This window comes from Pararhodobacter aggregans, assembly GCF_003075525.1.
GTDB lineage: Bacteria > Pseudomonadota > Alphaproteobacteria > Rhodobacterales > Rhodobacteraceae > Pararhodobacter > Pararhodobacter aggregans.
The window spans coordinates 311,440-330,238 of sequence record NZ_QDDR01000004.1 but is presented as its reverse complement, the minus strand read 5'-3'; the positions used below and the strand labels follow the sequence as shown (position 1 = coordinate 330,238).

Genomic DNA, 18,799 nt, shown 5'->3' with positions numbered 1-18,799 from the left:
GCGCGACGGTGATCGACGTGGGGATCAACCGCATCGAGCGTGACGGCAAGAACAAGCTGGTCGGCGACGTCGATTTCGCCTCGGCGGTCGAGGTGGCGGGGGCGATCACCCCGGTGCCGGGCGGGGTCGGGCCGATGACCATTGCCTGCCTTTTGGCCAATACGCTGACCGCGGCCTGCCGGGCCAATGGTCTGCCCGAACCCGAAGGCCTCACCGCCTGATCCCGGGCCCGTAGGATGGGCAATATTGCCCATCCTACCTGCCGCTCCCAGAGAACCGAAAGCGAAAGGGTGATCCCATGCTGGACGACAAATACCCCTCGGTGAAGGCGGGCCCGCCGCGGCCCAGCGGCCTCATTCAGCCGCGGGTCTTCTCGATGCCGCCCGGGACCGAGCGCTATGTCGTCGAGGGCTCGGGCGCGATCCTGATCCGTCTGGAAGCGGGCGACCGGCTGGAGGTGCAGAACACCGAGGGCGGCCAGCCCTGCGAGATCGTCTGCGCCGATCCCAAGGGCGCCAGCGATCCGGGGCTGCTGGGCGTGCCGGGCCAGTCGGTGCCCACAGGCCTGATGGCGCTGGTCACCAGCGGCGATCCCTCGCTGCGCAGTCTCCGCCTTGGCCTTCAGGCGCGGGGCATCGATCTGGCGCAGGCGCGGGCGATCACGCTTTTCGACAGCCAGACCCCGGCCGGCGCCGCCGAGAGCTTCACCGCCACCCGCGAGGGTGTGGCGATCATCGCGGCCCCCGGCGGCATCATGGATTTCGAGACGCAGGATACCGCGACACCCCTCACGGTGATGGTGCGCCGAGCGGTCATCAAGCAGGCGCCGCGGTTCGAGCTGCCCGATCCGCTGGCCGAGCCGGTCAGCGACATCCGCGTCCATTCCAGCACCGCCGAGGCCTATTTCGTCAAGGCGGGCGATTACATCCAGATCCTCGACGTGGACGGGCGGCAATGCACGGATTTCCAGTGCTTTGCCGCGCGCAAGCTCGACAAGGGCGTCGTTCATGCGCTCGACGTGACCACCACGCGGACGCTGATGGAACATGCCTATCCGATGCCGGGTCTGCACGCGAAATACTACGACCACGACATGCTGCCGCTGGTCGAGGTGGTGCAGGATACCTGCGGGCGCCATGACGCCTTCGCGCTGGCCTGTTCGGCGAAATATTACGACGACATCGGCTATCCCGGGCATGTCAATTGCTCGGACAATTTCAACGCCGCGCTCGCCCCGCATGGGGTCACGGCACGGCGCGGCTGGATGGCGATCAACTTCTTCTTCAACACCGGACTTGATGCGCATGGCGTCATGTATTCGGACGAGCCCTGGTCGCGGCCGGGCGATTACGTCCTGCTGCGCGCGCTGACCGATCTGGTCTGCGTCAGCTCCGCCTGCCCGGACGACACTTCGGCCGCCAATGGCTGGAACCCCACCGACATCCACGTCCGCACCTACAGCGGCAAGGAAACCTTTCAGCGGGCCATCGCCTACCGCCCGACGCCCGATTCGGAGCCGAAAATGACCAAGCAGACTGGCTTTCACGAAAGCTTCGCCCGGTTCACCCAGAACTTCGTCGAATACAACGGCTATTGGCTGGCCAGCCACATGTCGACCGCCGGCGCCATCGAGGAATACCACGCCTGCCGCCAGAAGGCGGTGGTGATGGACCTGAGCGCGCTTCGCAAATTCGAGATCACCGGGCCGGACAGCGAGGCGCTGTGCCAATATGTCTTTACCCGCAACATGAAGACCCTTCCGGTTGGCGGCGTGGTCTATACCGCGATGTGTTACCCGCATGGCGGCATGATCGACGACGGCACCGTGTTCCGTCTGGGCAAGGACAATTTCCGCTGGATCGGCGGGTCGGATTACGGTGGCGAATGGCTGCGCGAGAAGGCGGCGGAACTCGGGCTGAAGGTGCTGATCCGCGCCTCGACCGACATGCAGCACAACATCGCCGTGCAGGGGCCGGAAAGCCGCGACATCCTGAAAAAGGTGATCTGGACCGCGCCGCACCAGCCCCGGTTCGAGGCGCTGGAATGGTTCCGCTTCACCCCCGCCCGGATCGGCGATGCCGAGGGGATCCCGGTCGTCGTGTCGCGCACCGGCTACACCGGTGAGCTGGGCTACGAGATCTTCTGCCATCCCAAGCACGCGGGCGCGGTCTTCGATGCCGTCTGGGAGGCCGGTCAACCGCACGGCCTGACGCCGATGGGGCTGGAGGCGCTGGACATGCTGCGGATCGAGGCGGGGCTCATTTTCGCCGGTTACGATTTCAGCGACCAGACCGACCCGTTCGAAGCCGGGATCGGCTTCACCGTGCCGCTGAAGACCAAGCCTGACGATTTCATCGGCCGCGACGCGCTGATCCGCCGCAAGGAGCATCCGGCGCGCAAGCTCGTGGGCCTCGACATCGACAGCAATGTCGCGGTGGGCCACGGCGATTGCGTGCATTTCGGCCGGGCGCAGATCGGCGAGGTCACGTCCTCCATGCGCTCACCGCTGTTGGGCAAGAACATCGCGCTGGCCCGGCTCGACGTGGCCCATGCCGCCGAGGGGACCGAGGTCGAGATCGGCAAGCTCGACGGTCAGCAGAAGCGTCTGCCTGCGCGCGTCGTGCCCTTCGCGCATTACGACCCGCAGAAGACCCGTCCGCGGTCGTGACCGCGACGCCGCTCGATGCGCTGGGGGGCGAGGAGGCGCTGCATCGCCTCGTCACCCGGTTCTACGACCGGATGGAGACGGACCCGACGGTCCATCCCCTGCACCGTCTGCATTTCCGCGGGCATGGCCTGTCGCATACGCGGCAGGCCCAGTTCGAGTTCCTCTCAGGCTTTCTGGGCGGGCGGGCCCATTACCGTGAACGCCACGGCCATATGAACCTGCGCGAGATCCATGCGCATATCCCGATCCGCGCCGAGGATGCCGAGCTCTGGCTCGCCACTTTCGACGCGGCGTTGAGCGATTGCGGGATGGAGGGGCCGGTGGTCGAAAGGCTGCGCGCGACCCTGAGGCGGGCCGCGCATGTGCTGGTCAACGAGGTGCCGGACTGGCGGCGGGGCGAGGCCTAGCCCAGCAACAGGATCTGCACATCCGCCACATTGGTGCCCGTCGCGCCGGTCAGCAGCAGGTCGCGCGACAGGGTCAGCGCCCGGTGGCTGTCGTTGTTGGCCAGCAGCGCTTCCGGGTCGGCGCCGATCTTGCGCAGGCGCGGCAGGCTGTTCTGGTCGGTGATCGCCCCTGCGGCGTCGGTCGGGCCGTCGCGACCGTCCGTTCCGCCCGAGAGGAACACCCATGGCCGGGCCAGCGGGCGGGCATCGGCCAGGGCGGCAACCCTCAGCGCCAGTTCCTGATTGCGGCCGCCCAGCCCGTGGCCGGTCAGACGTACCGTCGTCTCGCCACCCCAAACCAGCGCCAGCGGTCCCTCGTGCCCCCGGTGCTGTTGCAGCGCGGTGAAAATCCGCGCCGCGGCGGTGGAGACATCGCCGGTCAGCGGCGCGGGATCGGCGATCACCGAAAGGTCCGGGGAGAGGGCCTTCGCCGCGGCCTCGACACTATGGGCGTTGCCGCCTATCAGGTGGTTGCTGGCCGGGGGCAGGGGGGAGCGGTCCTCTGGCCCTTGCAGATGGTTGCGGATCGAGGCGGGCAGCGCGTCCCAGAGGTCCGCGCTTTGCAGGATCGCCCGCGCCTCGGCCCTGGTGCCCAGGGGGGCAACGGTCGGGCCGCTGGCGATCGCCCGCAGATCGTCGCCCACCACGTCCGACAGGACAAAGGCGGTGACCGGCGCCGGGGCCGCGAGCCGCAGGAAGCCGCCGCCCTTCAGCTGCGAGATCTGCTGGCGGACCAGATTCATCGCGACGATGTCCAGCCCGCTGGCCAGAAGTGCCGCGTTCAGCGCCTGCTTGTCGGCCAGCGTGACCCCCGGCGGCGGGGCTGGCAACAGCGCCGAACCCCCGCCCGAGATGAGGGCGATCACGCGGTCGTCCGGCCCCGCCCCCTCCAGCAGCGCGATCACCGCCTGCGCGGCCTCGGCGCCGGTGTGGTCGGGCACCGGATGACCGGCGCGGAAGACGCGGGCTGACCCCGCGGCCTCCTCGTTCCCGGTCTGGGTGACGCAGATCGCCTCGACCCTGCCGGTCAGCTGCGGCAGCAGGGCGCGGGTCATCGCGGGGGCGGCCTTGCCCACCGCAACCACCAGAAACCGCCCGCCCGGCCCCGGGACGGGCAGCGGATGCTGCGCCAGGCAGCGGGCCAGCGCGCGGCCGGGATCGGCGCGGCGCACGGCCGCGTCAAACCCGGCGCGCGCCGCCTCTTTCAGCGCGGCGATGCGGTCACGCACCGGCGATCTGGCGGGCTTTCTCCACCAGTACCTCGGCTTGCCGGATCGAGGCATAGTCGATCAACCGCCCGTCCAGCGAGACGGCCCCCTTGCCCGCCGCCTCGGCCTCGGCCATGGCGACGAGGATGCGCTGCGCCTTGGTGACTTCGGCCTCCGACGGGCTCATCACCTCGTTGGCCAGAGCGATCTGGCTGGGATGGATCGCCCATTTGCCCTCGCAGCCCAGCACCGCGGCGCGTTTTGCGGCGGCGCGATACCCCTCGGGATCCTGGAAATCGCCGAAGGGGCCGTCAATCGGCCGCAGGCCATTGGCGCGCGCCGCGACCACCATCCGGGCCAGCGCGTAGTGCCACATGTCGCCCCAATGGACCGCGCGGCTGCCATCCGCCAAGGGGTCCGTCAGCACCGAATAATCGGGGTTAACACCGCCGATGATCGTGGTCCGCGCGCGGGTCGAGGCGGCGTAATCGGCCACGCCGAAATGCAGGCTCTCGTTGCGCTTCGAGGCCGCGGCGATCTCGGAGACGTTCTGCATCCCCAGCGCCGTCTCGATGATATGCTCGAAGCCGATGCGCTTCTTGTAGCCCTTCGCATCCTCGATCTGCGTGACCAGCATGTCGACGGCATAGACATCCGCCGCGGTCCCGACCTTGGGCACCATGATCAGATCCAGCCGCTCGCCCGCCTGTTCGACCACATCCACCACGTCGCGGTACATGTAATGCGTATCCAGCCCGTTGATGCGGATCGACATGGTTTTCTTGCCCCAGTCGATCTCGTTCAGGGCCTTGATGATGTTCTTTCGGGCCTGCGCCTTCTCATCGGGGGCGACCGCGTCCTCGAGGTCGAGGAAGATCACATCCACGTCGGATTGTGCTGCCTTTTCAAACATTTGCGGTTGCGACCCGGGCACGGCGAGCTCCGAGCGGTTGAGGCGGGCGGGGGCTTGTTCGACCAGATGGAACGACATGCGCAAGATCCTTTTCGTTGACGACTCAGGGGGACGTCCTTTTGGGATTTGCGAAAACGATTTGCCTGTCAAGAAAAATTATTTCCCATCAGGTGCGGGAATCTTGCGTCATCCGTCGTCCGACCGGCTGCGGGCGGAATAAAAATACGCGATGGCCTGGGCGCGGTTCTTGACCGACAATTTGTCGAAGATGTTGGAGAGGTGGAACTTCACCGTGTTGGTCGAGATCCCCTGCCGCGTGGCCAGCTCACGGTTGGTGAGGCCGGTGGCCAGGGCCTCCAGCAGGCCGCGCTCCTTGCGCGACAGGCTGGCGATCGGATCGTCGCGCAGCTGCCGCACGTCCAGAAACGGGAACACCATCTTGCCCGCCGCCACGTCGAGGCAGGTCTGGATCAGCGTCTCGATCGGGGCCGAGCGCGGCGCGAAGGCTGCCGCCCCCGCCGCCATCGCCTTGCGCGGCACGTCGTTGCCGTCGCGCCCGTAGACCACCAGCCGGGGCGCGTTTTCTTGCGCGCGCAGCACCTCGACCAGCTTCTCGCCGCCCAGAACCGGCAGGTTCCAGTCGATCACCCCGATCTTCACCGGCACCCGCATCACCGTACCCAGAAACCCCTCGGCCGTGGCGCTGGTGGCAACTAGCGAGAATCGGGGATGACGCTCGAAAGCCTCGGACATGGCGGACAGGACCAGCGGATTGCCATCCGCCAGCATGATGTCGATCTGCGGCATCTTTTGGACAAGCATATGAAAATCCTCCCTGATTTCCAAGAAACCACCCATTCGGGCAGGGGGTATTTCGGTATACGCCGGAATACTTACCGGAATGGGTAGGTTTTTCCCCCTCCGTTTAGATGCCCGTTTGCAGGATAGACTGGCGTTTTCAGCCTCAGCAAGAAATTTTATTTCCTTGGGGGAATGATCTGAGCAATTCCCGGAGGCACCATGACCGCGACCACGATCTTCCCGCCGCTGCACATCCCCGCCACCATCGCCGCGGGCCCCGGTCCGGGGAATACCGACGCCCGGGTGCTGGCCGCCTATGCCGGGGCGGGTATCGCCGACCACATGCACGCTGACGTGCTGCGCGGCATGGTCGAGGCCAAAGGGATGCTGCGGCAGGTCTGGGGCACGAAGAACGTGCACACTTTCGGCGTCGCCGGGACCGGCTGGAGCGGGCTCGACGTGATGTTCAGCGCGGTGATGCCGGGTGACAGCGTCGTCGTCTTCAACAACGGCACCTTCTCGGGCATCGACGGGCTGACCGTGCGGATGAAGGCCGCCACGGCCGAGGAACTGGCCGCCGCGCCCTTCGACCCCAAGCCTGCCTCCGTCACCGTGATCGACGTGCCGCATGGCCAGTCTGTCACCGCGGAAATCGCTCAGGCGGCGCTGGCCAGGCACAAGCCGAAATGGGCCGTCATGGCGCATTGGGAAACCGGCTCGGGCCGGATCAACGACCTGCGCGGCTTCTCGGATGCCTGCGTGCGGCACGGGGTCATGGGGCTGGTTGATGCCGTCTCGTCCCTGGGTGTCGCCGATTTCCGCATCGACGAATACCCGGGCGTGCAGGGCTGGGCATCCTGCCCGCAGAAGGGCATCTGCTGCCTGCCGCTGACCTATGCGCCGGTTTCGTTCACCGACCGCTACATCGCCGAGCTGCGCAAGACCGGCACCCGGACCTTCGTGCACAACCCGGTGCTGGAGGCGCGGCATTGGGGGATCCTCGACGGCAAGGATGTCGAGAAAGGCACCTATCACCGCACCCATTCCGCCTATGCAGTCGCCGCCTTCCACGAGGCTTTGCGCATCACCCTGCAACAGGGTCTGGCCAACCGCGCCCGCGCCTATGCCCGCCATGAGGCCGCGCTGCGTGAGGCGGTCGAGGCGATGGGCTGCACGGTCACCTCGAACATGACCTCGCTGGTGGTGCTGAACCTGCCCGGGGAGCTGGCCGGGCGCGAGATGGAACTGGTGCAGAACTGCCGGGCGCAGGATTTCGGCATCTGGCCGACGCTGTCCGCCCCCGTTCAGGTGCGGATCGGCATCCTGAACCTGCTCAACGCCGCCGCCATCACCGACATCGTGACCCGTTTCGGCCAGGCGATCCGCGATCTGGGCGGCGCTTTCGACCAGACGGCGGTCGATGCCGTGCTGGACCGGCATTTCGCCGGTGCCCTGGCCGCCGAATAAGCACGCCCGTTCGAGGAGGAGAGACGAATGGATATCCATGAATATCAGGCCAAGGAAATCCTCGCCAGTTTCGGCGTGGACATTCCCCCGGGGGCGCTGGCCTACAGCCCCGAACAGGCGGCCTATCGCGCCCGCGAGATCGGCGGCGAGCGCTGGGTGGTGAAGGCGCAGGTCCATGCGGGCGGGCGCGGCAAGGCAGGCGGCGTCAAGGTCTGCGCCTCGGATCAGGAGATCCAGAAGACCTGCGAAGGGCTCTTCGGCCGCAAGCTGGTCACGCATCAGACCGGACCCGAGGGCAAGGGCATCTACCGCGTCTATGTCGAGGGCGCCGTGCCGATCGAGCGCGAGATCTATCTGGGGCTGGTGCTGGACCGCACCTCGCAACGGGTGATGATCGTGGCTTCAGCCGAGGGCGGGATGGAGATCGAGGAAATCTCGGCCCAGAAGCCCGACAGCATCGTCCGCGCCACGGTCGAACCCGCGGTCGGCCTGCAGGATTTCCAGTGCCGCCAGATCGCCTTCAAGCTGGGGATCGACCCGGCGCTGACCCAGCGCATGGTGCGCACGCTTCAGGGCTGCTACCGGGCGTTCCGCGAGTATGACGCGACGATGGTCGAGATCAATCCGCTGGTGGTGACCGGCGACAACCGGATCCTGGCGCTCGACGCGAAGATGACCTTCGACGACAACGCGCTGTTCCGCCATCCCCAGATCAGCGAGCTGCGCGACAAGAGCCAGGAAGACCCGCGCGAAAGCCGCGCCGCCGACCGGGGGCTCAGCTATGTCGGCCTCGACGGCAATATCGGCTGCATCGTCAACGGCGCAGGTCTGGCCATGGCGACCATGGACACGATCAAGCTGGCGGGCGGCGAGCCTGCGAACTTCCTCGATATCGGCGGCGGCGCCACGCCGGAGCGGGTGGCCAAGGCCTTCCGGCTGGTCATGTCGGACAGCAACGTCCAGGCGGTGCTGGTCAATATCTTCGCCGGCATCAACCGCTGCGACTGGGTGGCCGAAGGGGTGATCCAGGCCCTGCGCGAGGTGCAGGTGGATGTGCCGGTGATCGTGCGTCTGGCCGGCACGAATGTCGAGGCGGGGCAGAAGATCCTCGCCGAATCCGGCCTGCCCCTGATCCGCGCCAACACGCTGATGGAAGCCGCCGAGCGCGCCGTCGGCGCGTGGAAGAACGATCTGACCCAGGACACCAGAGTGAGGGCTGTGAAATGAGCATCTTCATCGACGAAAGCACCCGCGTGATCGTGCAGGGCATAACCGGCAAGATGGCGCGTTTCCACACCAACGACATGCTGAACTACGGCACCCGGGTGGTCGGCGGCGTGGTCCCCGGCAAGGGCGGCCAGTTGGTCGATGGCCTGCCGGTCTTCGACACGGTCGAGGAAGCGGTTGCCGAGACGGGCGCCGAGGCGAGCCTCGTCTTCGTGCCGCCACCCTTCGCCGCCGACAGCATCATGGAGGCTGCGGATGCCGGCATCTGCTATTGCGTCTGCATCACCGACGGTATCCCGGCCCAAGACATGATCCGCGTCAAGCGCTACATGTACCGCTATCCCAAGGAACGCCGCATGGTCCTGACCGGGCCCAATTGCGCGGGCACCATCAGCCCCGGCAAGGCGCTTCTGGGGATCATGCCGGGGCATATCTATCTGCCCGGTCCGGTGGGGATCATCGGCCGCTCGGGCACGCTGGGGTACGAGGCCGCGGCCCAGCTCAAGGCGCATGGGATCGGCGTTTCCACCTCGGTCGGGATCGGCGGCGACCCGATCAACGGCTCGTCCTTCCGCGACATCATCCAGCATTTCCAGAACGATGACGACACGCAGGTGATCTGCATGATCGGCGAGATCGGCGGCCCGCAGGAGGCCGAGGCCGCCGCCTATATCCGCGACCATGTGACGAAGCCGGTCATCGCCTATGTCGCGGGCCTGACCGCGCCGAAGGGGCGGACCATGGGGCATGCCGGGGCCATCATTTCGGCCTTTGGCGAAAGCGCCTCGGAAAAGGTCGAGATCCTGACCGCCGCCGGGGTGACGGTCGCGCCCAACCCCGCGGTGATCGGCGACACCATCGCCCGCGTCATGGCAGAGGCCGCGTGATGAACGCGCCAGCGATCATGGGCCGAAAGCCCCGCGTGCTGGTCACGCGGCGCTGGCCCGCGGCGGTCGAGGCCGCGCTTGCCGAGCGGTTCGAGGCGGTGTTCAACACCGCCGACACGCCGCTTGCCCCGCAGGATTTCCGCCAGGCGCTGGCGGATTTCGACGCGATCCTGCCGACCGTGACCGATGGTCTGGGGCAGGAATCCCTGGCCATCGACCAGCCCCGCACAAGGCTTCTGGCCAATTACGGCGTGGGCTTCAGCCACATCGACACCGCCAGCGCCCGCTCGCTGGGGATCGCCGTGACCAACACGCCGGATGTGCTGTCGGAATGCACGGCAGACATTGCCATGACCTTGATGCTGATGGTCGCCCGCCGCGCGGCCGAAGGCGAGCGCGAGCTCAGGGCCGGGCAATGGACCGGCTGGCGTCCGACGCATCTGGTGGGCGCCAAGGTCTCGGGCAAGGTGCTGGGGATCGTCGGCTTCGGCCGGATCGGCCAGGCGATGGCGCAGCGCGCGCATCATGGTTTCGGCATGCGGATTCTGGTGCAGAACCGCTCGCCCGTCCCGGCCGAGGTGCTGGCGCGCTACGATGCCGAGCAGGTCGACAGCCTCGACGCGCTGCTGCCGCGCTGCGATTTCGTGTCGCTCCATTGTCCGGGCGGGGCGGGGAACCGGCATCTGATCGACGGGCGGCGGCTGGACCTGATGAAGCCCGACGCCTTCCTCATCAACACCGCAAGGGGCGAGGTAATCAACGAACACGCGCTGGCGCAGGCCCTGATGTTCAATCTGATCGGCGGCGCGGGTCTCGATGTCTATGACGGCGAGCCACGGGTGGCGCCGGTGCTTCTGGACTGCGACAATCTGGTGATGCTGCCGCATCTGGGCAGCGCCACCCGCGAAACGCGCGAGGCGATGGGCTTTCGGGTGCTCGACAACCTCACCGATTTCTTCGACGGGCGCGAGCCGCGCGACCGGGTGGCGTGATGGAACACACCGCCCCCCTGACCGGAGCGGGCGACCACGCCGCCCGCACCACCGCCCTTTTGCGCAAGGTCTGGGCGCGGGTGCTGTCCCGCCGTGCGCCCGGGCTCGACCCCGCTGCGTCTGAATGGGGCGCCGGGGATCTGGCCGAGCATCTGCAAGCCGCGACGATCTGGTTTCACCTGCAACAGATCCTCGACGAATTGCTGGCGATGCGCGCCACGCGCGAGGCCGAGAAGCAGGGCCGCCTTCCGCCCGGCACCTTCCGCGCCGCCATCGAGGCCGTGCCCGAGCGCCGGGCCGCGATCCGTACCCTGCTGAGCGAGGGGCGGCTGTCGGTCGGTCCGACGATCACCGCCCATCCGACCGAGGCCAAGCGCGTCACGGTGATGGAGATCCATCGCCGCATCTATCGTGCGCTGGTCGGCTTCGAGGAGCAGCGCTGGACCCCGCGCGAGGTGGCGCGGATGGAACGGCGGCTGGAGATGGAGATCGACCTCCTCTGGACCACCGGAGAATTACGGCTGGAGCGGCCGACGCTGGAAGCCGAGATCGACTGGGGCCTGCAATTCTATCGCAACAGCCTGTTCGACGCCGTGCCGCGCCTCTTTGAGCGCTACCTCGATGCGGTGGGCACGGCATTGGGCCCGATGGAGCGCGATGCTTGCTGCCTCAGATTCCATTCCTGGATCGGCGGCGACCGCGACGGCAATCCCAATGTCACCGCCCGGGCCACCGCGCTGGCGCTGGAACGTGCCCAGGCGACGATCCGCGCGCTCTATGTTCAGGCGCTGGATGCAATCATTCCGCAACTAAGCCTGTCCGATTACCGCGCCGCGCTGCCCGGCCCGCATCGGGTTCGGCTGCAGGCGCTGGTCGCGCGGCGGGCCGACGATCCGCTCGCCTGCGCCGCCCGCAACCCCGACGAGCTGTTTCGTCAGGCCGCGAGCGCGCTGCGGCAGGCGGTGGCTGCCGCGCGTTATCCATCCGTGCAGGATCTGACCGAGGATCTGTGCGCACTGGAGGCAGCGCTTGCAGCCGCCGGGGCGGGGGTGGTGGCGGAGGAGCTGATCCGCCCGCTGCGCTGGCAGGTCGAGGTCTTCGGCCTGCGCGCCCATACGCTCGACATCCGGCAGAATTCGGCGGTTATCACCCGAACCCTTGCCGAAATCTGGGTGCTGCAGGGTGGTGCGCCCGCCACTGGCTCGCCCGCCTGGTCCGAACGGCTGCGCCGTGAACTGGGCTCGCCCTCGCTGGCGTTCCTCGACATCGGGCGTCTGGGGTCCGAGGCGGCGGAAACCATTCGTCTGCTGCACCTCATGCGCAAGACCCTGGCCGGCCCCGATCCGCAGGCGCTGGGACCGTTCATCCTGTCGATGACCCGTTCGGCTGACGATCTGCTCGCCGTCTATCTGCTGGCGCGCTACGCGGGCTTCGGGGCCGAGCGTCTGGCGCTGAAACTCGTCCCCCTCTTCGAGACGATCGAGGATCTGCGCGCCGCACCCCGCATCATGGACGAGGTGATGGCGGTGCCGCTGGCCGCGCGCAGCCTGCGCAACGCCTCGGGCCGGGTCGAGATCATGTTGGGTTATTCCGACAGCAACAAGGACGGGGGGTTCCTGACCTCGATCTGGTCGCTGGACCGGGCGCAGCGGGCGCTCATGCGGCAATTGGGCAGGCGCGGTGCGCGACCGGTCTTCTTCCATGGGCGGGGCGGCTCGGTCAGCCGGGGCGGGGCGCCCACCGGCCGCGCCATCGCCGCGCAGCCCGCGGGCACGCTGGAAGGCGCGCTCAGGCTGACCGAACAGGGCGAGACCGTCACCGCGAAATACGGCAACCCCGGCACCGCGGCGGCGCAGCTGGAACTGCTCGCCTCCTCCGTCCTGCGCCACAGCGCCGAACCCCCGTTCGAGGCCGTGGACCCCGAAACGGACGACGCGATGGAGGCGCTGTCCAGCCTCAGCCAGACCGCCTATCAGGGTCTGCTCGCCGATCCCGGCTTCATCGGCTATTTCACCGAAGGCAGCCCGGTCGAGGAACTGGCCCTGCTGAAAATCGGCTCGCGGCCCGCGCGGCGGTCGGGGGCGACCAGCCTTGACGACCTGCGTGCCATCCCCTGGGTTTTTGCCTGGACCCAGAACCGCCACATGATCAGCAGCTGGTACGGGTTTGGCAGCGCGCTGCAGACCTTCTGCCAGGTGCGGGGCGCGGGCGGCGAGGCCCTGCTGGAACGGATGTTCGCGCAGATGCCGCTCTTCCGGCTGGCGGTCGACGAGGTGGAGAAATCCCTCGCCCTCGCCCGGCTCGACCTGGCCGAGCCCTATGCCGGGTTGGTCGGAGACCGCGTCGCGGCCGAGCGGATCTTTGCCCGGATCGGCATCGAGCATGACCGCACCCGCGCCATGATCGGGCGGCTGACCGGCCAGCCCCTCGCCGCGCGTTTCCCCCGGTTCCAGGCCCGCCACGCCAGGAACGAGGCCGCGCTGCGTGCCGCCCATGCGGCGCAGGTCGCGCTTCTGGCTCGGTTGCGTGCCGAAGGCGGCGAGGCGGTCGAGACCCGCATTCACCTCATGCAATCCATGAACTGCATCGCCGCCGGTCTTGGCTGGACCGGCTGACACTCGACAGGGAGAGAAAGAATGAACGCCCCCCACAAGAGCCCCGGCTTCTTTACCGACCGGCTGGCCACCAGCGACCCCGACCTGCACGCCGCGATCACCGGCGAGCTGGCCCGCCAGCGCGACGAGATCGAACTCATCGCCAGTGAGAACATCGTCAGCCGCGCGGTGATGGAGGCTCAAGGCAGCGTCATGACCAACAAATATGCCGAGGGTTATCCCGGGCGGCGGTATTACGGTGGCTGCGACTGGGTCGACAAGGCCGAGATCCTGGCCATCGAGCGCGCCTGCCAGCTCTTCGATTGCGCTTTCGCCAATGTGCAGCCCAATTCCGGCAGCCAGGCCAATCAGGGCGTGTTCAATGCGCTCTTGAAACCGGGCGACACGATTCTGGGCATGAGCCTCGATGCGGGCGGGCATCTGACGCATGGCGCGGCGCCCAACCAATCGGGCAAGTGGTTCAACGCCGTGCAATATGGTGTGCGGCGGCAGGACAACCGGCTCGATTACGATCAGGCCGAGGTTCTGGCCATGCAGCACAAACCCCGGCTGATCATCGCCGGCGGCTCGGCCATCCCCCGGCAGATCGACTTCGCCCGCATGCGCCGCATCGCCGACCGGGTGGGGGCCTATCTGCTGGTGGATATGGCGCATTTCGCCGGGCTGGTGGCGGCCGGGGCCCATCCCTCGCCTTTCCCACACGCGCATGTGGTGACGACGACCACGCACAAGACCCTGCGGGGCCCGCGCGGCGGGATGATCCTGACCAATGACGAAGCCATCGCCAAGAAGGTCAATTCGGCGATCTTCCCCGGCATTCAGGGTGGCCCCCTCATGCATGTCATCGCCGCCAAGGCCGTGGCCTTCGGCGAGGCGCTGCAACCGGCGTTCCGTGACTATATCCACGCGGTGGTGGCCAATGCGCAGGCGCTGTCCGATCAGCTGATCCGGGGCGGGCTCGATACCGTGACCAAGGGCACGGATACCCATGTCGTGCTGGTGGACCTCAGGCCCAAGCGGGTGACGGGCAAGGCGACCGAGGCGGCGCTGGGGCGGGCGCATATCACCTGCAACAAGAATGGCGTGCCCTTCGACCCCGAGAAGCCGACGATCACTTCGGGCATCCGGCTGGGCAGCCCGGCCGGCACGACGCGCGGCTTCGGCGTGGCCGAATTCCGCCAGATCGCCGACTGGATCATCGAGGTTGTCGATGGCCTCGCCGCGCATGGCGAGGAGGGCAATGCCGCCGTCGAGGCCAGGGTCCGCGCCGAGGTCGAGGCGCTCTGCGCCCGGTTCCCGGTCTATCCCGGGCTCTGAGCCTCTTCCGAAGGCTTCAGGGGGCATCGGGTGATTCTAGCCCGGTGCCCCTTTCCCTGGCGCGGAGGGAGGATTGGAGCAAACCAATCTGCCGCGTTTTTAAACATTGGTCTGGACCAATGCATTTTCTGGACGCTATCCTGTGCACCGGAGGATGTCGGGGCGACGGGCGAGGAGGCCAGGGTCGCGCCGGTTTTCAATGAATGATCAAGATTTTGTGGCGCCACCCGGTGGCGGCTGCCGCATTTCCGGATCTTTCCTTGCAGGAAACAATTGTGAACTAAAGTGTTGCTTTTTGAAAGACCTTACGGTCGTATGCCAAAGGAACACGTTGCCTTGGGAGGTCAGAACATGGCGATTATCTACAGAACCTCGGCGCTTGCGCAGCGCCATGCCGAGATCGGCGGCGAGCTGGAAGACTGGAACGGCATGGGCACCGTCTGGTTCTACGACCACAGCGACGAACGCGCCGATGCCGATTACATGGCCGTGCGGACCAAGGCGGGTCTGATGGATGTCTCTGGTCTGAAAAAGGTCCATCTGGTTGGACCGCATGCCGCCGCCGTCATCGACCGGGTGACTACCCGTAACGTCGACAAGATCATGCCGGGCCGCGCGGTCTATGCCTGCATGCTGAACGACGAGGGCAAGTTCATCGACGATTGCGTTATCTACCGGCTGTCGGTGCACCATTGGATGGTGGTGCATGGCGCGGGCACCGGCCATGAATCGCTGGCCATGGCGGCTTACGGCAAGAATGTCGCGATGATGTTCGACGACAATCTGCATGACATGTCGCTGCAAGGGCCGCTGGCGGTCGATTTTCTGGCCAAGCATGTGCCGGGGATCCGCGACCTGGCCTATTTCGGGATCGTTCAAACCAAGCTCTTCGGCAAGCCGGTGATGATCTCGCGTACCGGCTACACCGGCGAGCGCGGCTACGAGATTTTCTGCGAGGCGCGTCATGCCATGGCGCTGTGGGATGCGATTCTGGCCGATGGCAAGGAGATGGGCATCCGCCCGGTGCAATTCTCGACCCTCGACCTGCTCAGGACCGAAAGCTACCTGCTCTTCTTCCCGGGCGACAATTCCGAGACCTTCCCCTTCGCGGATGAACCCTGCGGCGACACGCTGTGGGAGCTGGGCCTCGATTTCACTGTGTCGCCGGGCAAGACCGGTTTCCGCGGGGCCGAGAACCATTATGCGCTGAAGGGCAAGGAGCGGTTCAAGATCTATGGCGTGAAGCTGGACGGCATGACCAAGGCCGATATCGGCGCCACCCTGCTGAAAGAGGGCAAGCCGGTCGGCGTGGTGACCTTCGGCATGCGCTCGCCCTTGAACAAGCACAGCGTCGGCATCGCCCGGATGCCGGTTGACTGCGCCGTGCCCGGGACGCGGATGACGGTGCGCAACAAGGACGGGGTCGAGATCCCCTGCACCGCCGAGGAAATGCCCTTCTACGACAAGGACAAGCTGATCCGCAGCGCGAAGGGCTGACCTATCGCCGCAGGCGCCGTCCCCGGGGCGGCGCCTGTTCACCAACAGGGAATGAACAACGGAGAGACTGCCGCAATGTCGAGAGTCCAGTTTCCCACCAGCATTGCGAGCCGGCCGGTCTATGGCACTCTCGCGCCGCGCCCGGGCAAGGCGCATCTGATGATGGCCGATGCCGAGGGGGCCGGGGCGCTTCTGGATCTGGCCTCGCAAGATGCCGGGCTGATGGCCAGGGCGCATATCCTCTATATTCCGCGGGCGACGGGTGAGGCCTTCGCCGCCGGCCTCAGGGCGCTCAATCCCGCCCAGCTCTATATCGGCCCCAGCTTTGATGCCGCCCTGCCGCGCCTGCGCCGGGTGCTGTCCGACGCGCATATGGGCCTTCAGGTCTATCTGGCCGGGACCGAGGGACTGATGGGCCGCGCCGCGGCCGAGGTGGCGGCGGCCGGGATCCCCTATGGCGCGGTGCAGACCGAGCATCGCGGCTCGCTGGCCCGGCGGATGCAATGCGTCCATTGCAAGGGCATCACCGAGGATGTGACGACCGATCCTTTCGTCTGTTCGCATTGCGGGCTGAACCTGTTCGTGCGCGACCATTACTCGCGCCGGCTTGCCGCCTTCCAGGGCGTCTGCATCGACGCCGAGGATCCCGGCAATGTCCCCGAGCCCGTGGAGCTGTACAAATGAGCGCCGCCCCCCAGAAAGCCAAGGCCGGTGCCGAGAAGATCGAGGTGATCGTCAGCGCCGTGGTCCCGGTCAACGACCTCGTCACCCGGTTCGAGTTCCGGCGCCCCGATGGCGCGCCCTTCCCGCCTTTCTCGGCGGGCGCGCATACCGTGGTCGAAATGAAGGATCAGGGGCGCACCCGCCTCAATCCCTATTCGCTGATGTCCGACCCAGCCGATCCCAGCCTTTATGCCATCTCGGTGCGCCGCGACGATCAGGGGCGGGGCGGCTCGTTGTTCCTGCACCGGCAGGTGAAACCCGGCGACCGGATGACCATCACCTATCCGGTGAACCTGTTCCCGGTCGACCTGCGCGGGCGCAAGCATGTGTTTCTGGCGGGCGGCATCGGCATCACGCCCTTCCTGGCGATGATCGCGCAGCTGGAAAAGCTGGGCGCGCGGTGGGAGTTGCATTATTCGGTGCGCAACGCCGCGCTCGGCTCCTACGCCGGTGATCTGACCGCCCGGCATCCGGGCAAGGTGCGGGTCTATCACGACGACCAGCAGCAGGCGATCCCGCTGGGCGATCTGCTGGACGGTCAGCCGCTGGGCACGCATGTCTATGTCTGTGGACCGAAGGGCATGATCGACTGGGTGCACCGCACCGCGACCGAGCATGGCTGGCCGAAGGACAACGTCCATTCCGAGGAATTCCTCGCGCCGCAGCCCGGCACGCCCTTCGAGGTGCGGCTCTGCAAGTCGGACATGACCATTCTGGTGGGCGAGAACGAAAGCCTGCTGGAGGCGATGGAACGCTGCGGCGTCGATGCGCCGTTCCTGTGCCGCGGCGGGGCCTGCGGCCAATGCGAAACCGATGTCGTCGACCATGACGGCAGCTTTATCCACCGCGACCATTGGCTCGAAGACGACCAGCGCGCCAGCGGCAAGAAGATCATGCCCTGCGTCAGCCGCTTCGTCGGCCCGACGCTGGTCCTTGACCGATAGGGAGACCCGAATGACCATCCAGTTCAACGACGAGACCTTCCGCGGCGATTACTCCTTCCGCAATTCGCCCTGGGCGATCAAGCGCTTCCCCTTCCCGTTCCACGAAGACAGCTACATGTATTCGGTGAACATGGAGCAGCACCGCGGCGGCCCGGCGGGCTCGGTCTTTGAGAAACGCTTCGACGTGGACGAGCATTACGTCTCGGAAATGCGCGACCGGGCGCTGGTGCTGGCCGAGGATCCTCTGCGCTGCCAGTCGCTGCCGCATATGACGCTGGCGGGCTGGGACCTGCTGGAGCTCATCATGGTGTCGAAGTCCGAGGATTACCCGGACCTCTTCGAACTCCACCGCGACGGCGACCGCTGGCGCTGGGTGAACAAGCCCCTGGGCATAGACGACACTTTCACCTTCATGGATGAGACGACGCTGCCCTACGGGCCGCTCGAATACATCACCCGTCAGACTCAGGGCGATTTTGCTGTGCTGGATCAGCGCGACGACAACCTGTGGATGGACGCCGGGATGGTGACGACGCAGGCCGACTGGTCGCTCGATTTCGACATCGGCATGAATTTCTTCGAGTGGCACGCCCCGGTGCCGCTGGCGCACGAGCTGGGGATCTTCAAGCGCGCGCTGAAATTCCTGATGAATGTGCAGCAGGGCGCCCCGGCGCGGCGGCTGAACTGGACTATGACGGTCAATCCGCTGCTGGATACCAGCCCCGAGAATTACCACAAATGGGGCATCCAGAAGACCGAACTCACGGCAGAGAACATCGGCGCCAAGCAGCATCTGAGGGTCGAATTGCAGACCTTCTACCGGCTGCCGCGGTCCAATGCGCTGGTCTTCCCGATCCGCTGCTATTTGATCGCCTTTCAGGATCTGGTGACCGTGCCGAAATGGGGCCGCCGCCTGCATCGGGTGATCCGCGACCTGCCCGAGGAACTGGCCACCTATAAGGGCTTCATTGCCAATCGCCCGCTGATGATCGACTATCTCAGTCGCCATGACGACGGTCTGCCGACCTCGCCCGGGGTCTGGGCCGATCTGGAGACCGAACCGCCCTTGCAGAAATGACCGAAGGCCCCCGCGA

The 18,799-nt window shown here is 66.7% G+C and carries 15 protein-coding genes and 1 pseudogene; 13 read left to right on the top strand and 3 right to left on the bottom strand.

Features of this window, described 5'->3' with window-relative positions:
* The 3 genes and pseudogenes from DDE23_RS10525 to DDE23_RS10515 form a co-directional block, all read left to right on the top strand.
* Window positions 1-221: pseudogene (locus tag DDE23_RS10525) on the top strand (bifunctional methylenetetrahydrofolate dehydrogenase/methenyltetrahydrofolate cyclohydrolase); the annotation flags it as partial.
* A 77-nt stretch (window positions 222-298) separates the two neighbouring features.
* On the top strand, window positions 299-2,668 hold the full coding sequence (gene tdm / locus DDE23_RS10520) for a trimethylamine N-oxide demethylase (protein WP_107751227.1): 2,370 nt from the start codon (window positions 299-301) through the stop codon (window positions 2,666-2,668).
* A complete protein-coding gene (locus tag DDE23_RS10515) occupies window positions 2,665-3,075 on the top strand; it encodes a group II truncated hemoglobin (RefSeq protein ID WP_107751226.1) in 411 nt (136 codons plus the stop codon). Before tdm ends, DDE23_RS10515 begins: the two co-directional genes overlap by 4 nt.
* Here the strand turns inward: DDE23_RS10515 and DDE23_RS10510 are convergent.
* The 3 genes from DDE23_RS10510 to DDE23_RS10500 form a co-directional block, all read right to left on the bottom strand.
* Window positions 3,072-4,343 carry a glycerate kinase type-2 family protein gene (locus DDE23_RS10510; RefSeq protein WP_238149957.1) on the bottom strand — a complete coding sequence of 424 codons (1,272 nt, stop codon included), beginning with the start codon at window positions 4,341-4,343 and terminating at the stop codon, window positions 3,072-3,074. The two genes, DDE23_RS10515 and DDE23_RS10510, sit on opposite strands and share 4 nt — an antisense overlap.
* The gene (locus DDE23_RS10505) at window positions 4,336-5,313 is read right to left on the bottom strand and encodes an HpcH/HpaI aldolase/citrate lyase family protein (protein ID WP_107751224.1); all 978 of its coding nucleotides are present in this window, start codon (window positions 5,311-5,313) and stop codon (window positions 4,336-4,338) included. Before DDE23_RS10505 ends, DDE23_RS10510 begins: the two co-directional genes overlap by 8 nt.
* A 108-nt stretch (window positions 5,314-5,421) precedes the next feature.
* Window positions 5,422-6,057, bottom strand: coding sequence for a response regulator transcription factor (locus DDE23_RS10500; protein ID WP_238149956.1), 636 nt, complete (start codon window positions 6,055-6,057; stop codon window positions 5,422-5,424).
* A 198-nt stretch (window positions 6,058-6,255) separates the two neighbouring features.
* Here DDE23_RS10500 and DDE23_RS10495 point away from each other — a divergent pair, with 198 nt between their 5' ends.
* The 10 genes from DDE23_RS10495 (at window position 6,256) to DDE23_RS10450 (ending at window position 18,783) form a co-directional block, all read left to right on the top strand.
* On the top strand, window positions 6,256-7,503 hold the full coding sequence (locus DDE23_RS10495) for a pyridoxal-phosphate-dependent aminotransferase family protein (protein WP_107751223.1): 1,248 nt from the start codon (window positions 6,256-6,258) through the stop codon (window positions 7,501-7,503).
* A gap of 27 nt (window positions 7,504-7,530) precedes the next feature.
* Window positions 7,531-8,730, top strand: a complete 1,200-nt coding sequence (locus tag DDE23_RS10490; RefSeq protein ID WP_107751222.1) for a malate--CoA ligase subunit beta — start codon at window positions 7,531-7,533, stop codon at window positions 8,728-8,730.
* A complete protein-coding gene (gene sucD / locus DDE23_RS10485; RefSeq protein WP_107751221.1) occupies window positions 8,727-9,617 on the top strand; it encodes a succinate--CoA ligase subunit alpha in 891 nt (296 codons plus the stop codon). The genes DDE23_RS10490 and sucD overlap by 4 nt, the downstream gene beginning before the upstream one ends.
* The gene (locus DDE23_RS10480) at window positions 9,617-10,609 is read left to right on the top strand and encodes a 2-hydroxyacid dehydrogenase (protein WP_107751220.1); all 993 of its coding nucleotides are present in this window, start codon (window positions 9,617-9,619) and stop codon (window positions 10,607-10,609) included. The genes sucD and DDE23_RS10480 overlap by 1 nt, the downstream gene beginning before the upstream one ends.
* Window positions 10,609-13,224 (top strand): phosphoenolpyruvate carboxylase, encoded by a 2,616-nt coding sequence (locus DDE23_RS10475; protein ID WP_107751219.1) that lies wholly within the window; start codon window positions 10,609-10,611, stop codon window positions 13,222-13,224. Before DDE23_RS10480 ends, DDE23_RS10475 begins: the two co-directional genes overlap by 1 nt.
* A gap of 21 nt (window positions 13,225-13,245) precedes the next feature.
* Window positions 13,246-14,541: a serine hydroxymethyltransferase gene (gene glyA, locus DDE23_RS10470; protein ID WP_107751218.1), complete on the top strand. Its 1,296-nt coding sequence runs from the start codon at window positions 13,246-13,248 to the stop codon at window positions 14,539-14,541.
* Window positions 14,542-14,892: 351 nt separating this feature from the next.
* A complete protein-coding gene (locus DDE23_RS10465) occupies window positions 14,893-16,038 on the top strand; it encodes an aminomethyl transferase family protein (RefSeq protein WP_107751217.1) in 1,146 nt (381 codons plus the stop codon).
* 75 nt (window positions 16,039-16,113) lie between these two features.
* On the top strand, window positions 16,114-16,722 hold the full coding sequence (dmmA, locus tag DDE23_RS10460) for a dimethylamine monooxygenase subunit DmmA (protein ID WP_107751216.1): 609 nt from the start codon (window positions 16,114-16,116) through the stop codon (window positions 16,720-16,722).
* Complete coding sequence (locus tag DDE23_RS10455) at window positions 16,719-17,705, top strand: PDR/VanB family oxidoreductase (protein ID WP_107751215.1); 987 nt, start codon at window positions 16,719-16,721, stop codon at window positions 17,703-17,705. Before dmmA ends, DDE23_RS10455 begins: the two co-directional genes overlap by 4 nt.
* Window positions 17,706-17,715: 10 nt before the next feature.
* A complete protein-coding gene (locus DDE23_RS10450) occupies window positions 17,716-18,783 on the top strand; it encodes a heme-dependent oxidative N-demethylase family protein (RefSeq protein ID WP_107751214.1) in 1,068 nt (355 codons plus the stop codon).
* Window positions 18,784-18,799 lie beyond the last annotated feature (16 nt).

Coding starts and splice junctions, on each gene's coding strand:
- DDE23_RS10490 (WP_107751222.1), top strand. CDS start 7,531: ATGGATATCCATGAATATCAGGCCAAGGAAATCCTCGCCAGTTTCGGC.
- DDE23_RS10500 (WP_238149956.1), bottom strand. CDS start 6,057: ATGCTTGTCCAAAAGATGCCGCAGATCGACATCATGCTGGCGGATGGC.
- DDE23_RS10505 (WP_107751224.1), bottom strand. CDS start 5,313: ATGTCGTTCCATCTGGTCGAACAAGCCCCCGCCCGCCTCAACCGCTCG.
- DDE23_RS10465 (WP_107751217.1), top strand. CDS start 14,893: ATGGCGATTATCTACAGAACCTCGGCGCTTGCGCAGCGCCATGCCGAG.
- dmmA (WP_107751216.1), top strand. CDS start 16,114: ATGTCGAGAGTCCAGTTTCCCACCAGCATTGCGAGCCGGCCGGTCTAT.
- DDE23_RS10480 (WP_107751220.1), top strand. CDS start 9,617: ATGAACGCGCCAGCGATCATGGGCCGAAAGCCCCGCGTGCTGGTCACG.
- sucD (WP_107751221.1), top strand. CDS start 8,727: ATGAGCATCTTCATCGACGAAAGCACCCGCGTGATCGTGCAGGGCATA.
- DDE23_RS10495 (WP_107751223.1), top strand. CDS start 6,256: ATGACCGCGACCACGATCTTCCCGCCGCTGCACATCCCCGCCACCATC.
- DDE23_RS10475 (WP_107751219.1), top strand. CDS start 10,609: ATGGAACACACCGCCCCCCTGACCGGAGCGGGCGACCACGCCGCCCGC.
- tdm (WP_107751227.1), top strand. CDS start 299: ATGCTGGACGACAAATACCCCTCGGTGAAGGCGGGCCCGCCGCGGCCC.
- glyA (WP_107751218.1), top strand. CDS start 13,246: ATGAACGCCCCCCACAAGAGCCCCGGCTTCTTTACCGACCGGCTGGCC.
- DDE23_RS10455 (WP_107751215.1), top strand. CDS start 16,719: ATGAGCGCCGCCCCCCAGAAAGCCAAGGCCGGTGCCGAGAAGATCGAG.
- DDE23_RS10450 (WP_107751214.1), top strand. CDS start 17,716: ATGACCATCCAGTTCAACGACGAGACCTTCCGCGGCGATTACTCCTTC.